Source organism: Paraburkholderia metrosideri (assembly GCF_904848625.1).
Taxonomy (GTDB): domain Bacteria; phylum Pseudomonadota; class Gammaproteobacteria; order Burkholderiales; family Burkholderiaceae; genus Paraburkholderia; species Paraburkholderia metrosideri.
The window spans coordinates 432,073-447,368 of sequence record NZ_CAJHCP010000006.1 but is presented as its reverse complement, the minus strand read 5'-3'; the positions used below and the strand labels follow the sequence as shown (position 1 = coordinate 447,368).

Genomic DNA, 15,296 nt, shown 5'->3' with positions numbered 1-15,296 from the left:
TGGAGATCTTTCGATGAAGCAGACAGCGCAATCCGTCGATCCGCAGTTCGCGGCCGGCGTGCAAGGCAGCGATCTATATAACGACGACCTTGCGCCGACCGGGCCCGCGCAGCGCACGTGGCGGTGGTATCACTTCGCCGCGTTGTGGGTGGGAATGGTGATGAACATCGCGTCGTACATGCTGGCCGCGGGCTTGACGGAGCAGGGCATGTCGCCCTGGCAGGCCGTCGCGACCGTGTTGCTCGGCAACCTCATCGTGCTGGTGCCGATGCTGTTGATCGGACACGCGGGCGCGAAGCACGGCATTCCGTACGCGGTGCTGGTGCGTTCATCGTTCGGCACGCGTGGCGCGAAACTGCCTGCGCTGTTAAGGGCGATTGTCGCTTGCGGCTGGTATGGGATTCAAACGTGGCTCGGCGGCAGCGCGATTTATACGTTGTTGAATATTCTCACCGGTAACGCGTTGCAAGCAGACGCGCTGCCGTTTCTCGGCATCTCGATTGCACAACTCGCGTGCTTCCTCGTCTTCTGGGCTCTGCAGATCTACTTCATCGTGCACGGTACCGAAGCCATTCGCCGACTCGAAAGCTGGTCCGCGCCGATCAAGATCGTGATGTGTATCGCGCTGGTCTGGTGGGCGACTTCGAAAGCGGGCGGACTTGGCTCGATGCTGTCGGCGCCGTCGCAATTCGTGCCGGGCGGCAAGAAGGAGGGCATGTTCTGGGTGACATTCTGGCCGAGTCTCACGGCAATGGTCGGTTTCTGGGCGACGCTCGCGCTGAACATTCCCGACTTCACGCGCTTCGCCAGAACCCAGCGCGATCAGATCATCGGCCAGACAATCGGCTTGCCGGTGCCGATGGCATTGCTGTCGGTTATCTCTGTCGTCGTGACGTCGGCAACCGTGGTGATTTACGGCAAGGCAATCTGGGACCCGATCGATCTGACCAGCCGCATGACCGGCATTGGCGTCGGCGTCGCGCTGATCATTCTCACGCTCGATACGATGTCATGCAATCTCGCTGCGAATCTCGTCGGTCCCGCCTATGACTTTTCGAGCCTGTGGCCGAAGGGTATTTCATATCGTGTTGGCGGCATGATTACCGCGACTATCGCGATCGTGATGATGCCGTGGAAGATTCTCGCGACCACGCAAGGGTATATTTTCACGTGGCTGGTCGGCTACTCGGCGCTACTCGGCCCGGTAGCGGGCATTCTGATGGTCGACTATTTCCTGATTCGCGGCACGCGGCTCGACACCCGCGAACTATTCGACGAGCAGGGTGAATATAGCTATACGGGCGGCTGGAACATCGGCGCCGTGGTCGCGTTGCTGATCGGCGTTCTGCCGAATCTGCCGGGCTTTCTGCATACCGCGTTTCCGGCTTCGTTTCCGAACGTGCCTGCGTTCTTCAACGTGCTTTATACGTATGCATGGTTCGTCGGACTCGCGTTAGCGTCGATCGTATATAGCGCATGGATGAGACTGAGCAAAGGACCGAGTGCGCGAGTGGCACGTGCATGATGCCTGGCGCAATCGCAGCAGCACTTGCAGCACGTAGCATCGAAACCAGTAGTTCATAAGGAGGCGGCAACATGACGACCCTGATTCGCGGCGGCACGATTATCGACGCGGAGAACACGTATCGTGCGGACGTGTTGTGTGCGGACCCGCAGGACGGCGGCACGATCCTGCAGATCGGCGTGGACCTGGACGCGCCAGCGGGTGCGACGATTGTCGATGCGGGCGGCCAATATGTGATGCCTGGCGGCATCGACCCGCATACGCATATGGAATTGCCGTTCATGGGCACCACGGCGAGCGACGATTTCTATACAGGCACCGCGGCAGGTTTGTCGGGCGGCACGACCAGCATCATCGACTTCGTGATTCCGAGTCCGAAGCAATCGCTGATGGAAGCGTTCAGGGAGTGGCGCGGCTGGGCGGAGAAGGCCTCGGCGGATTACGGGTTTCACGTGGCGGTGACGTGGTGGGACGATTCGGTCTATCGCGACATGGGCACGCTGGTGCACGAACATGGCGTGTCGAGCTTCAAGCATTTCATGGCCTACAAGAACGCGATCATGGCCGACGACGAAGTGCTCGTGAACAGTTTCTCGCGTTCACTCGAACTCGGTGCGCTGCCAACCGTGCATGCGGAAAATGGCGAACTGGTGTTCCAGTTGCAACGTCAGTTGCTGGCGAAAGGCTTTACAGGTCCGGAGGCGCATCCGTTGTCGCGGCCGCCTGAAGTGGAAGGGGAAGCGGCCAATCGCGCGATCCGTATTGCTCAGGTGCTGGGTGTGCCGGTGTATATCGTGCACGTGTCCGCGAAAGATGCGGTCGACGCAATTGCACGTGCCCGCAGCGAAGGTTTGCGGGTGTTTGGCGAAGTGTTGCCGGGGCACCTGGTCATCGACGAAGCGGTTTATCGCGACCCTGACTGGACTCGTGCCGCTGCGCACGTGATGAGTCCGCCATTCCGTTCCGCCGAGCATCGTGAGGCCTTATGGCGCGGATTGCAGGCAGGGCAGTTGCACACCACGGCAACCGATCACTGCGTGTTCTGCGCATCGCAGAAGGCCATGGGCCGCGAGGACTTCACGAAGATTCCAAACGGTTGTGGCGGGGTCGAAGACCGCATGGCAGTCCTCTGGCATCACGGCGTGAATTCAGGGCGTCTTACACCGAATGAGTTCGTGCGCATTACCTCGACGAACGCCGCGCAAATCTTCAATCTCTATCCGCGCAAGGGTGCGGTGCAGGTGGGCGCCGATGCCGACATCGTGGTGTGGGACCCGAACGCCAGTAAAACGATTTCAGTGAAGACGCATCATCAGAAAGTCGACTTCAACGTCTTTGAAGGAATGACCGTGCAGGGCGTCGCGATGCATACGCTCACACGCGGTGCACTTGCGTGGACGAAGGGCGAATTGCGCGCAGAGCGCGGCGCGGGACGTTATTTGAAGCGGCCGCCCAATCCGGCTTATTTCGATGCGATCCGTGTCGCCAACAAGCGTAAGGAGCCGCATCCGGTGGAGCGCTAGCGCGCGTCGCGCTGGTGGAGCCGCGGCTGTCGCGACGCCGCGGCTCGCCTTTATTCGTCTGGCCCTCTATCGATCCATCAGTCGGTTCTTTGTCAAAATCCGTCTGGTTTGCTACAGTCCGCCCATTTTGCCGGCCGTGCGTGTCGGCAGATTTTGCCTACGACATAGCAAACTGACGGAGCCTCCTGATGAAGTCGATTCGTTGCATTCTGCTGATCGCATTACTGCAGGCGGTGACGATCAGTCCGCTTTTCGCAGCCGACGACCTCGAGAGAGTCAAAACTTCCGGTGTGTTCAGAATCGGCACCGAAGGCACCTATGCGCCGTTCACGTATCACGACGAAGCCGGCGTGCTGACCGGGTTCGACGTGGAACTCGGCACGGCGATCGCGAAGCGTCTCGGCGTCAAGCCGCAATTCATCGAGAGTCAGTGGGACGGTCTGATCGCGGGCCTCGACGTGGATCGCTATGACGCGGTGATCAACGTGGTATCGATCACCGCCGCGCGCAAAGCCAAATACGATTACTCCGATCCGTACATCACATCGCATCCGGCGCTGATCGTCGCGTCGAACAACACCAGTATCAAATCGTTCGAGGATCTGAAAGGCACGAAGTCAGCCAACTCGCTGACCAGTCACTTCGGCACGGTCGCAACCGCTTACGGCGCCCAGGTGATTCCCGTGCAGGGTTTTAACGAAGCGCTCGATCTGTTGATGTCGGGCCGGGTCGATGCAACCGTCAACGACTCGCTGTCGTTTTACGACTTCATGAAGCGCCGTCCGGATGCGCGGGTGAAAATCGTCGCGTTCGATAACGCGCCCGGCAGCAGCGATGAATCCGCGGTGTTGATCCGCAAAGGGAGCCCGAAGCTACGCGCTGCGATCAATGCCGCGCTCGCCACGATGATGAAAGACGGTACCTACGAGAAGATCTCGCTAAAGTACTTCGGCAAAGATGTCCTTCATTAAGTGAATACGCTGAACGAAAAAGGGGGAGCGTCGGAACGCTCCCCCTTTTCAATGCACTGGATCGTCAGTGCATGCTTTAAGCCAATCGATACTGCAAATAGGCCTCGGTCTCATCAAAACCCGGATAAGGTCCAGATGAACCTCCGGTCAAAGCCCTGGTAGGGACTTAAACCGCCACACGTTCCGCTGCATCGTTCAATGCAACTTCAAAGAAGCTTTCTTTCGCACTGGCATTGGCGCGTGCATAAGCACGATTGACGCCGCTGATCACCGCGCGGATCGAAGCGGTCACCAGATTCGCATCGATACCGACGCCGAACGCGCTGCCCGTCACATCGGCGCCCGCCATTTCGGCGATCGCCACGGCGCGAGCGTCGGCACCTTGCGTCAGTGCGCGTTCTTCATAGTGCTGAATCCGCACCGGTGCGCCGATTGCATGCATCAACGCGTCGAGCGGGCCATTGCCGGCGCCGTTCAACACGCGCGGCGTGCCGTTGATTTCGACCGTGAGCTTGATGTGTTCGCGGCCGTCATGCTCGGACAGGCTGTGGCCGATATAACGAATCGGGTTGGTGTTCTGCACGTATTCCTGCTGGAACAATTCGAAAATCTGCGAAGGCGTGACTTCGCCACCGCTGTCGTCGGTGAAGTGCTGCACGGCCGAGCTGAAATCCACCTGCAAGCGGCGCGGCAACACGACGCCGTACGACTGTTCGAGCAGATACGCAATGCCGCCTTTGCCCGACTGGCTGTTCACGCGAATCACGGAGTCGTACGTGCGGCCGAGATCGTTCGGATCGATCGGCATGTACGGCACTTCCCAGACCGCGTCCGGCTTCTGCACGGCGAGGCCCTTCTTGATTGCGTCCTGATGCGAGCCGGAGAACGCCGTGAACACCAGATCGCCGACATACGGATGACGCGGATGCACCGGCAATTGCGTGCATTCTTCGGCGGTACGGGCGACTTCGTTGATGTTCGAGAAGTCGAGTTCAGGATCGACGCCCTGCGTGTACAGGTTCAACGCCAGCGTAACGAGGTCGACGTTGCCGGTGCGCTCGCCATTCCCAAACAGGCAGCCTTCGACGCGGTCCGCGCCGGCCATCACGGCGAGTTCCGCAGCGGCGACAGCAGTGCCACGGTCGTTATGCGGGTGCACGGAAACGATCAGCGAATCGCGGCGCGCGAGATTGCGGTGCATCCACTCGATCTGGTCTGCGTAGACATTCGGCGTCGCCATTTCGACGGTGGCCGGGAGGTTGACGATGGCCTTGTGTTGCGGCGTCGGTTCCCAGATGTCGAACACGGCGTCGCACACTTCCTTCGCGAAATCGAGTTCGGTGCCGCTGAACACTTCCGGGCTGTACTGCAACGTGAAATGCGTTTCCGGCGCGGCGTCGGCGAAACGCTTCATCGTGCGGGCAGCCTTTTGCGCGAGTTCTTTCACGCCGCTCTTTTCGAGGCCGAACACGATCTTGCGGAATTCCGGCGCGGTCGCGTTGTACAGGTGGACGATGGCGCGCGGTGCGCCCTTCAACGATTCAAAGGTGCGTTCGATCAGATCGTCGCGCGCCTGGGTCAACACTTCGATCGTGACGTCATCGGGGATATGGCCGCCTTCGATCAACTCACGTACGAAATTGAAATCGGTCTGCGACGCCGACGGAAACGCGACTTCGATTTCCTTGAAACCGATCTGTACCAGTGTCTTGAACATGCGCATCTTGCGTTGCGCGTCCATCGGCTCGAACAATGCCTGGTTGCCGTCGCGCAGGTCCGTGCTCATCCAGATCGGGGCACGCGTGATGACGCGCGATGGCCACTGGCGATCCGTCAAATTGATCGGCTTGAACGAACGGTATTTGGTAGCAGGGTTTTTCAACATTTTCATCATCCGTGAGTTGGACCAGGAGGCTGGTGTCGACCGGACGACGAAGAGGTGATGCTGTGCCGCCGGTCGGGAACCGGGGCTGGGTCAGTTACTGGGGAATCAAGCGATGCTTCGGTGTATCAGATGGAAGCGCGCAGCAGCAGACCTAGCCCGGAAGAGGGGGCTAGTAGTAGCGATAGGATGGTCTGGGCGCGGTACATAGGGCGCAATAGGAACATATTATCGAGACGGCGTCAAGCGCCGTCCTTGATCACTGCACGGGTTTGACAAAGCGCAAGGTCATGCGATCCGACTCGCCGATCGCCGCATACCGCGCCCGGTCAAGGTCTCCGCCTTCGTAGCTGGGCGGCAGCGACCACACGCCGTGCGGATAATTTTTCGTGTCGCGCGGATTGCTGTTCACCTCGCTTTTGCCGATCAGTTCGAAGCCTGCTGCCCTGGCGTGGGCGATCACGTAGTCTTCGGTGACGTAGCCGGTGTCGATGGTCTGCTGCAGCGACGTGCCCGGTGCCGCCCGATGCTCCTCGACACCAAGGATGCCGCCCGGTTTCAGCGCCGCATAGAACGCGCGCAGATTCGCGTCGATCTCGCCGTCCTTGATCCAGTTATGGATGTTGCGGAACGTCAGCACGCGGTCGACGCTGCCGTCGGCGGGAAAACCGGTGAACTGGCCGTCATGCAGCGTGCCGACCACCACGTTGCCGTAGACCGCTGGCGTGGCCGCCAGTTTGCGCGCAAACGCGGCCCGGCCAGCCTGGGCTTCCGCCGATGGCGCAGCGTGCGGACCGTCGTATTCGGCCTCGTAGAGCGTGCCGTGATCGTGCAGATACGGCGCGAGTATTTCCGTGTACCAGCCGCCGCCGGGCGCGATTTCAAGCACGGTGAGCGATGGCGTGAGCTCGAAGAACTGCAGCGTCTGCTGCGGATGGCGGTAGATGTCTCGCTCACGCGCTTTCTCACTGCGCTGGGGCCCGGAAATTGCGGCATCGAGTGAGGCCGGATTGGGGGCGCCCGAGGACGACGGGACGGTCGATGCTGTCGGGCTCGCGCACGCGGCCAGTAGCAGTGCCGCGGCCAGGGCCGCGAACCTCGTACGCAGTGCGCCGGGGCTGGATTTGGATTGAGCGTTCATGGCACCCATTATCGGGCGCGATCGGGACGGACGGAAGCCGCCGATTGGCATAAAGATAGATGGCGGAAGAATTTGCTTTCCGTGCTTTCTGATGAAGCCCGTGAGGTCGGCGTCCGTGGGCAAGCGTCTGGTTTGTTGTGCCGGTCGCGGGACTTGCCGAAACCGAAGGGCCGTGTCGTGCGTATAACTGAGGTGATCAGCGTTTGCCACGCTTCGGCGCATTGGCACCAGGTTGCGTGGCCGTGGTCCCTTCATTTCACTTTGCCGGAGGCAGGTATGAAACGAATATCGAGGACATCGGGAGCGGTGCGGATCCTGCTCTGCGCGGCTGCTGTGTGCGGGCTCGCCGCGCAGGCCGATGCGCAGGGCTTGAATCCGCAGGACGACATGAACGCGCCGCAGAACAGCACGCGGTTAATGCCCAATGCGGCACGCGGCAGCGAATATCCGACCCATGGCAATCAGCAGGCGGGCGAGATGAATCTGAATCCCACCGATCCACGGGCGCAGCTGGTCAACGGCTTGCCGAATCACACCAATGCGGGCGGCTATGGCGCGCCGCTGGCCGGCGTGCGCACTTACGTGCAGCCGCAGACACCGGCGCCGTCAAACTGACGGTTCGCAGCGTCGACGGTCGTGACTGCATCGCTCGCCGAACGGCGGCGCATCCTGGCACGAACCGTGGGGTTTTCAGGCGATCCTCAGCTTTTTGTACCGGTTCAAAGCCCAAAAACGATTCGCAACGTATCGTTCTGCGTGATCACCGACACGCCGATCACCAGCAGGATCAGCGGCAGTAGGGCCGTGCCGTAACGCCGGATCGGCGCGCCCAGCAGCGGATGTTCCACGAGCTGCACTGCCACGGCGCACCACAGCCCGGTCATCACCACGAACACCAGCGAGATGAACGCGCGCTCGCTGTGTGAGTGACTCGCATACAGCGGCACATAGACGGCGACGTTGTCCGAACCGTTGGCGAGCGCCACGCACGCCACGGTCCACCACGAAGAACCCCGGCCGCCTGGCGCGGCGCGGTCTTGCTGGACCGGTCCGGCGGATGCTGGCTTGCTGCCAGCTTCATGCGCCGCGCTTTGCCTGACCCGCGTATTGCCGGGACCAAAGCGCTCCCACGCCTGGCTCAAGCCCACGCCGATCGGCAGGATACCTAGCAGCCCGACATAACCGGCGGGCAGCTGCGTCAGCAACGCCGCGAGCACCAGCGACCCCGCCATCAGGATCAATGAGCCGACATACTGCCCGACGATCACCCGACGCCGGCCGGCCCCCGCTTGCGCCAGAAAGGCGAGCAGGACGAACAGGTTGTCGATGTTGGTAGCGGCATAGGCCGCGATGGCGAGCAGGGCAACGCTAAGCATGCAGGGGAAACCGGTCGATGCAAAAGGGAACACGGCGGCGCGTCATCAACATCGCCGCGGCGGGAAGTACGACGGGGGCCAAGCCCGCGTCGCCGGCCAACACGATGCCGACGCAAGCCGCCGAGGTCAAGCGATGTGCTGCCTTACGTTCGAAAGGTTGGGACAGCGAGTCTGGCGCGTTCCGCAAACCGCGTGCGGGGACGAAGCCGGCGCCGCCCGTTATGCGGATAGCCGATCCGGCGCCCGATGGCGACCCCGTAAGCTACAATTCCCGACGGCCTGAAAAATGGAACATCAATGAAGATCCGGATTCTCTCCATCGCCTGCGTCATGGCTTCTGTTGCGTTGCTCGCGGCCTGCACGGCTGGCTTCAGAAATTCGGATGCGTGCGAGCAGTTGATGCGAAGCAAGCTGGCCGACACGTCGTCGGATACGTTGCGGGTCGACCATCGCGGCGCTGCCATCCACGGCTCGCGGGTGGTGATCGAAGGTTCGATCGAGCATGTGATCACGGCGTCGGAAGCAGCGGCCACGGCAGCTTCTTCCGCTCAGGTTGCGGCTGCGGCGCAGGCGGCTTCGGCGTCGTCGTCGTCGTCGTCGTCGGGGGTTGGCTCGGCGTCAGCGGCGTCAGCGGCTTCGGCCACGTCGCCGGCCTCGGCGGCATCGGTGGACGGTGTGGACGCCGAGGGTGCGTCGGAAGCAGCGGCAACCCTGGCGGCGTCAGAGGCCGCGCCTGTCCCTGCGAAACCAGCGAAACCAAAGACCGTTGTCACGGCAGCGGCCGCCGAATGCACGTTTCACGGCGAGGAGCTGGATGTTTTCCGTTGGTTGGCGCCGGCGAAGTTCGCGACACCGGCTGACGAAACGGCTAGCGCGCCGATCAATTAACGAGCGTCGTTGCCGCGTGAAGGTGCCGGCATCATCGCTGACGTAGTCGATCTCGGCGGAATGTGAAGTGGCCGGTGGGTCCGCGCGGATCACTATCACGTGTGACGTGGTCCGCATGACCGGTGCGGCGGCGGGAAAACCGGGCTGATCCATTCATGCAGTGGTTTAAGTGGATCGGCCCGGGATTAAAGATATGCATCACTAACCGGTTAAAAAAGATGAGCCGAAAAACTGCCGATTAGCGCCGCCGGTAATGATCCGATTTTCCCGCGCCAACAAATGTGCGAATTTCCCGCAGCAAAAGAAATGGCTCGCCTAGAACGCGTAATAAGGCCCCGGCCCTGCCGAGGTGTCGCGCCCGGAAATCGCGGTGTAGACACGTCGTCCGAAGAAGAACGGCAGGCCCCAGCCAAAGCTTCCGGTGGCAACGCCGGCGAGATCGTTGAACGCGTTATTCGACGACGCAAACAGTGAACTCGAGTTGCCGACCGCAAACGAGATCGCGGCCGATGCGCCGTCCGTGCCCAGAATCGTCGCGCTCTCCATCGTCATCGAACTGGGGCAGTACCAGTAGCCGCACTGCGGCAACTGGGCCGTGCGAAAGAAGATGCCGTTCGAGCCGCTGTCGATATAACTGCGCGAATTGGTATAGGTGGCCGTCTTCGTACTCACATAGCCCGTCGCCGCATTTGCCTTGATCACGCTCGCGGCGCCAAGCATGTTGTTTGGCTGGGTGTCGATACCGAAAATCATCGAGCCAGACACGCTGGCGGCGCCGTCGTCTGCAATGGCTGGCAGGTCGATCACGACACCGTTGTTATCGAGCGGGAAGCGGCTGACCGGGTTGGTTACCTGCTGCGCAACCGCCTGCGTGCTGGACGCGCAGGCGCCGCTGGCGTCGCAACCGTAGTACCAGCGCGGCGCGGCGGTGCTGGCGCAGGCGCTGCCGCAGTCGGCCGCAAACAGGCCGACCCCGAGAATGCCGTTGGAGCGCAGACTGGCGACCGTTTGCATCGCCGAAGCCGCACTGGCGCAGTCGTCGGGTACGTTGGGCACGGCAGGGTCGGCGATCACCTGGATCGGGAGCGACGCGGCCAGCTGACCCGCCATGCGCACGTCGGCCGTGCGCACGGCACCCCACGTATAGCCACCGCCGAACACCGCGCATTCGCCTGCGACGCCGCTGCCCGAGGCGGTTGCCGGAAGCCCGAGGCTCGCCGGCAACGCCGAGGCCAGAATCCGCAAGCCGTGCGAGCCGGTGTCGACCTGAATGTTGTCGATCGTCGCGCAGTTGCTGGTGCCGGACTGGCAAACAGTGACGCTCGTCGTCAGCATATTGCGGGTCAGGCCGGGTGCGAGGCCAACCGCAATTGCGTGAACGTTGGGCGTAGTCGACTTTGGCACACCCGCGCTCGGGCTGGCGTCGCCGCCCGTTGGCGCGTCGGCTAATGGGGTGCTCGCGGCGCCGGCCGGGGTGGACGCATTCGGTGTGCTGGCGCTGCTGGCCGGCGCCGCAGGCGAGGCCGGGGTAGCACGTGAGGAACTGGCGGAGGCGCTGTCGTCGCCGCCTCCGCCGCCGCCGCAACCGGCGAGAGTGGCGAGAGTGGCGCAGAGGAGCAGCAGGGTACGGTGTCGGCAGGACAGGGAAAAGGGCTTCATTTTTTGATCGACCGAAGAAGGTTGTCCGGAGCGGCGCGCATTATTGGAAATCGTCGGCTGTGACGCCGGGCGGCAACGCCTCGGGCAACCAGGCGCGACCCACGTAGCCGCGCATCGGGCCGCCGGATTCCACGATCAGGTCGGGACGCACGATTCGCGAGTCGTGCAGATTGCTGTCCCGGGTCGCAGTCGCCACGCCCGTCTGGTAAGACGCGATGTATTTGCCGAGCAAAGCGCGCAGGTTCGGCATGGTAGGGCCCGACCACGAATACGCGACGATCCGGCCGGTGCTCGTCGCGTACTCGTTGATGGTGGTGCCGCCGGCGTCGGTGAGCGTGCGCATGCGCAGTGCGCCGTTCAGCAGCGTGCGCTGGACGTCAGCGGCGCCCGACGCGGCCGCCGGCGTGGCCTGACTGGCGGCCGCCGGCATCGCACCGTCCAGTTCCGCATGCACGTCGGGGCTATGACCCAGCACGGCGAGCGCGATCGATATAGCGGCGAAAGCCGGCGAAAAATGGGACTTGCTGAAGGCGATGGGTTTCATCGGTAGGGCACTCACGTGGTCTTGAAAAGGGCCAATTCAAGATAACACTCAGGGTTCCTGATCGTTATCTGAAGCGCTTTTCCGGGCGATGTGATATATCAAAATTGACAGGCGAAGCGCCCCGGAAGTCTCTTTTAAAACAAAGCTCTGTCAGATTTTTCCGACTAGTCCTATTGACGATTGGGAAATGTTGTCAAGTGTTAAATGGGCGTCGCCGGCAACGCGCGGAAGCGAACCGCGCGGGACTTTTCCGCCTCGAAAAATGTGTCGAAAGAATCCGGCTGGCACGACTCCCGACGCCCCGCCACGGCGCGTTTGCGCCGCCTCAGGCGCTGCTCATTTCCCGGGCAAACCCCAGTTTTTGCACATGACTCGCCGGGATCGGTAAAATGTTGGGTTGATCCACGGAAACTTGCCGTGGCGTACGTAGCGGAAGGATTCCCCGAACATGACTGATCTTCGTCTTACCAAGCGGTTCGCAGTAATGCTGATGGCGGGCGGGCTGGTCGCCGGCTGCGGTACTTCGTCGCCGACCAAAGTTGACTACAAGAGCGACTCGAAATCCAAGCAGGTCTCGCTTGCCGTTCCGCCGAACATGATCGACGAGACGGCCGATCAGCGTTCGCTGCCCCCGCAAGGCGGCGAAACCTCGTTGTCCGCGCTCAAGCAGGTTCAGGCGCAAGCGCCGGCCGGCAGCAACACGCTCACCGTGGTCCCGCAGGTCAGCAACATGCACATTCAGCGTGACGGCACGGAAAGCTGGCTCGTCATCGACAATAAATCGCCGGAGCAGGCGTGGGCGCAGATCCGCCGTTTCTGGCAGGAACAAGGCTTCCTGCTGGTGGTCGACCAGCGCGACAAGGGCGTGATGGAAACCGACTGGAACGAGTCGCACGCGCAGATCAACGACGGTCTGATCCGCAACACGCTGTCCAAAACCATGGGCACGAGCTACGTGACGTCGGAGCGCAACAAGTACCGCACGCGTCTCGAAGCCGCGCCGAGCGGCGGTACCTACGTGTTCATCAGCCAGAAGGGCATGCGCGAAGCGCTGACCGGCACGAACAACGATTCGAGCAAGTGGGAACCGAAGCCGAACGATCCGGGCCTCGAACAGGAATACCTGAAGCGGCTGATGGCGTCGCTGGCATTGGCCGATCAGCGCTCGTCGGGCGATACGCAGAACGCCGAGCTGTCGCCGGCTGGTGCGCAAGTCGCGCCGAACTCGGCTACCGCCGGTGCGAACTCGGCGGCGGCTGCGAACGCGGCGCGCAACGTGTCGCTGTCGGCGCAGCAACCCATTCCGGATCTGGACGCCGGGAACTCGCCGGCGCAGGTTACGTCGACGGAACTTACGCTCGGCGAGCCTTATGATCGCGCGTGGTTGCGTGTAGGCGTCGCGCTCGACCGCAGCAATTTCACGGTCGACGACCGCGATCTGAGCCGTGGCCTGTATTTCATCCGCTACGTCGATCCGAAAGATCTGTCGTCGGCTGAACAGGGCTTCTGGAGCCAGGTGTTCCACGGCAAGAAGGAAAAAATTGCCAAGCAGTATCGCGTGAACGTGCGCGCGATCACGCCTGACCAGACGCGCGTGGCAGTGGTCGACGATAAAGGTGCGGTCGACGAAAGCCAGCAGGCCAAACAGATCATGAGTCTGGTGGTCGACCAGTTGCACTGAGCGAGGCCTTTGGCAGCACGGCTTCGGCGCCAGCCGTCTGGTAACGATGCTCGTGTAGCTACGCCGCCGTTGAAAGAAAAGCCGCCCGGGAGATTTTTCCGGGCGGCTTTTTTTATCGGCGCTCGTCGGGACACCGCAGCGGTTCAACCGGCTTAGAGCGCCCCGCGAAGAGCGTGCCAACCGCGCACACGTTTTGCTTGAATTCCGCTGAGCGGTACTAACCTGACCTTCGGCGGAGTCGGCTATGTTCGATGTGACCCCCTACTGGATGTGGGCTGCAAGCCTGCTCATCCTCGCGCTCGTGTGCGGCGCAGCATTGAATCCGCGTGACTCGCGGAAGCGGGCGGGATGGGTGGCCCGGCAGACCCACGGCGCACACCAGCGCGCGAAGTGGCCGGTTCATTGAGCGCGCCCTTGCAAGCGGGGCGATTCATACAACGCGTACGGTCGCCCCATGCGGCCGTACGTAACGTGACGTTACGCCGGTGACGTAACTTTCAAAGCCCTTCCAGTAGCCTCAATTAGCGGTGCTCGAGCTCCCGCCATCAAGTTAAATTCTGATAATAATCAACGGTTTGCGAAAAATTACCTGAATTTTTTCGAAACTGGCATACAAGCTGCTTTTATAAGCTCATGGGGCCGGATTAAATCACCCGACCTGAGTTTGCAGCGAGTCCTCGATCAAACGTCCCCAACCGTTCCGGCACCGGCTGACAAGCCTGTGCGTCGCTGAATGTCGGCCTGCGCGCGCAGCACGCGCGCGGCCCCGGTGGCCCCGTCGCCTATCCTCGTAGGGCGACGGTTTCGCCCGCGCTCCAATAGGAGCGCGGGCTATTTTTTTGTCCGGAGTGTGAGTGGGGGCGGAAGCGGGCAGGAACGCCGCGGGGGCCAATCGACCAGCAGAGCGCTGAAGCTGGCGATGCCCGGGAAGGCATCGCACGAGAACGCGTATCGGCTTAGGTATCTGCGTGACGTGTGCCGATCCACGGCAGACGCTTGATGACACCGGTAGCGAGCGCGGTGCCGACCAGAATCACTCCGCAACCCAGCAGCATGCCGGGCGAGACCCCTTCGCCGAGGAACAGCGCGCCCCACAGGATGCCGAAGATCGGGATCACGAAGGTCACGGTGATGGTGCGCGCCGGGCCGATGATCGCGACCAGGTGGAAGAACAGCATATAGGCGACGCCGGTGCAGGCGACGCCGAGCGCGATCACTGCGCCCCACGCATGCAGCGAAATCGGTGTAGACGGCCAGTAGATGACGGCGAGCGGCAGCAACACGATGGTTGCGCCGGTCATCGTGCCGGCGGCGACGGTCAGCGCATCGACGCCGGTCAGGTGACGTTTGGTGTAGTTCGCGGCGATGCCGTACAACAGCGTCGCGCCGAGCGCTGCGCCTGCCGCGAGCGCCGTGGTCATCGGCGTGGCGGCAGAGCCGTTCGGGGTGGCGATCTGGTCCCACACCAGCATCAGGACGCCAAGGAAACCGATCACCAGACCGAGTGTGCGCAACGCACTCAGCCGGTCACGCAGCCACAGGAAAGCGACCAGTCCGCCCCACAGCGGCGTGCTCGCGTTGATCACGGACGTGACGCCCGCCGACAGCGTCAACTCGGCATATGCAAACAGGCAGAACGGTGCCGCCGAATTCAGAATGCCGACCACCAGCAGCGGGAACGCGCGCGTGCGCAGGATCGTTGCCGATTGTCGGAGCGGACGTCGCGCGACCAGCACGATCAGCAGAAAGATGGCGCCGATGCCGACTCGCAGCGCCATCAGCGGGGCGACACCGAAGTCGGGTACGCCGACGCGAATAAACAGAAACGACGCGCCCCATAGAGCGGCGAGGATCAATAACTGAACGAGATTTGCAGGTTTCATGGGGGTGGCGCCGCGCACGGTTGAGTCGAGACGCCCGCGCATCGTAACAGCGCGATTGCGCGAGACGTTTCAGTCCGGAATGAAACGGCAAGTTTCGGGAGAGGGGGACGTCTGGTAGATGCAATCGTAAGCGCCGCTGACGCGACTGCAAAGCGAACAATTCTCACGCTTATGTGAAAAAAAGTACGATCGGAGGCGCAGCGGGGGTGCAACGCGCCCATGC

13 protein-coding genes are annotated in these 15,296 nt (G+C 62.1%); 7 read left to right on the top strand and 6 right to left on the bottom strand.

Features of this window, described 5'->3' with window-relative positions:
- The first annotated feature begins 13 nt into the window (after positions 1–13).
- The 3 genes from LMG28727_RS15660 to LMG28727_RS15650 all read left to right on the top strand — a co-directional run bounded on the left by LMG28727_RS15660 (position 14) and on the right by LMG28727_RS15650 (position 4,019).
- Positions 14–1,525, top strand: coding sequence for an NCS1 family nucleobase:cation symporter-1 (locus tag LMG28727_RS15660; RefSeq protein ID WP_201643236.1), 1,512 nt, complete (start codon positions 14–16; stop codon positions 1,523–1,525).
- 71 nt (positions 1,526–1,596) lie between these two features.
- Complete coding sequence (gene hydA / locus LMG28727_RS15655) at positions 1,597–3,048, top strand: dihydropyrimidinase (RefSeq protein ID WP_201643235.1); 1,452 nt, start codon at positions 1,597–1,599, stop codon at positions 3,046–3,048.
- A 188-nt stretch (positions 3,049–3,236) separates the two neighbouring features.
- Positions 3,237–4,019, top strand: coding sequence for an amino acid ABC transporter substrate-binding protein (locus LMG28727_RS15650; protein WP_201643234.1), 783 nt, complete (start codon positions 3,237–3,239; stop codon positions 4,017–4,019).
- A 166-nt stretch (positions 4,020–4,185) separates the two neighbouring features.
- On the opposite strand, the gene leuA is transcribed toward LMG28727_RS15650, so the two are convergent.
- Together leuA and LMG28727_RS15640 are read right to left on the bottom strand one after the other, a co-directional pair.
- Positions 4,186–5,904, bottom strand: coding sequence for a 2-isopropylmalate synthase (gene leuA, locus LMG28727_RS15645; RefSeq protein WP_201643233.1), 1,719 nt, complete (start codon positions 5,902–5,904; stop codon positions 4,186–4,188).
- A 256-nt stretch (positions 5,905–6,160) separates the two neighbouring features.
- Positions 6,161–7,051: a class I SAM-dependent methyltransferase gene (locus LMG28727_RS15640; RefSeq protein WP_407945847.1), complete on the bottom strand. Its 891-nt coding sequence runs from the start codon at positions 7,049–7,051 to the stop codon at positions 6,161–6,163.
- Positions 7,052–7,318: 267 nt separating this feature from the next.
- Here LMG28727_RS15640 and LMG28727_RS15635 point away from each other — a divergent pair, with 267 nt between their 5' ends.
- Positions 7,319–7,657, top strand: a complete 339-nt coding sequence (locus LMG28727_RS15635) for a hypothetical protein (protein ID WP_201643231.1) — start codon at positions 7,319–7,321, stop codon at positions 7,655–7,657.
- 104 nt (positions 7,658–7,761) lie between these two features.
- Here the strand turns inward: LMG28727_RS15635 and LMG28727_RS15630 are convergent, their stop codons facing one another.
- Positions 7,762–8,418: a cadmium resistance transporter gene (locus LMG28727_RS15630; protein ID WP_201643230.1), complete on the bottom strand. Its 657-nt coding sequence runs from the start codon at positions 8,416–8,418 to the stop codon at positions 7,762–7,764.
- Positions 8,419–8,715: 297 nt separating this feature from the next.
- Here LMG28727_RS15630 and LMG28727_RS15625 point away from each other — a divergent pair, with 297 nt between their 5' ends.
- Entirely contained in the window at positions 8,716–9,306 is a 591-nt protein-coding gene (locus LMG28727_RS15625; protein WP_201643229.1) for a hypothetical protein, read from the top strand.
- Positions 9,307–9,621: 315 nt separating this feature from the next.
- Here LMG28727_RS15625 and LMG28727_RS15620 read toward each other — a convergent pair whose 3' ends face one another.
- Both LMG28727_RS15620 and LMG28727_RS15615 read right to left on the bottom strand, forming a co-directional pair.
- Complete coding sequence (locus LMG28727_RS15620) at positions 9,622–10,965, bottom strand: DUF3443 domain-containing protein (RefSeq protein ID WP_201643228.1); 1,344 nt, start codon at positions 10,963–10,965, stop codon at positions 9,622–9,624.
- Between the two features lie 40 nt (positions 10,966–11,005).
- Positions 11,006–11,509, bottom strand: a complete 504-nt coding sequence (locus LMG28727_RS15615; protein WP_201643227.1) for a DUF2844 domain-containing protein — start codon at positions 11,507–11,509, stop codon at positions 11,006–11,008.
- Positions 11,510–11,957: 448 nt separating this feature from the next.
- On the opposite strand from LMG28727_RS15615, the gene bamC reads away from it, so the two are divergent.
- Positions 11,958–13,190: an outer membrane protein assembly factor BamC gene (bamC, locus tag LMG28727_RS15610; RefSeq protein WP_201643226.1), complete on the top strand. Its 1,233-nt coding sequence runs from the start codon at positions 11,958–11,960 to the stop codon at positions 13,188–13,190.
- 244 nt (positions 13,191–13,434) lie between these two features.
- The gene (locus tag LMG28727_RS15605) at positions 13,435–13,596 is read left to right on the top strand and encodes a hypothetical protein (protein WP_201643225.1); all 162 of its coding nucleotides are present in this window, start codon (positions 13,435–13,437) and stop codon (positions 13,594–13,596) included.
- A gap of 550 nt (positions 13,597–14,146) precedes the next feature.
- On the opposite strand, the gene LMG28727_RS15600 is transcribed toward LMG28727_RS15605, so the two are convergent.
- Entirely contained in the window at positions 14,147–15,073 is a 927-nt protein-coding gene (locus LMG28727_RS15600) for a DMT family transporter (RefSeq protein ID WP_236591929.1), read from the bottom strand.
- Positions 15,074–15,296 lie beyond the last annotated feature (223 nt).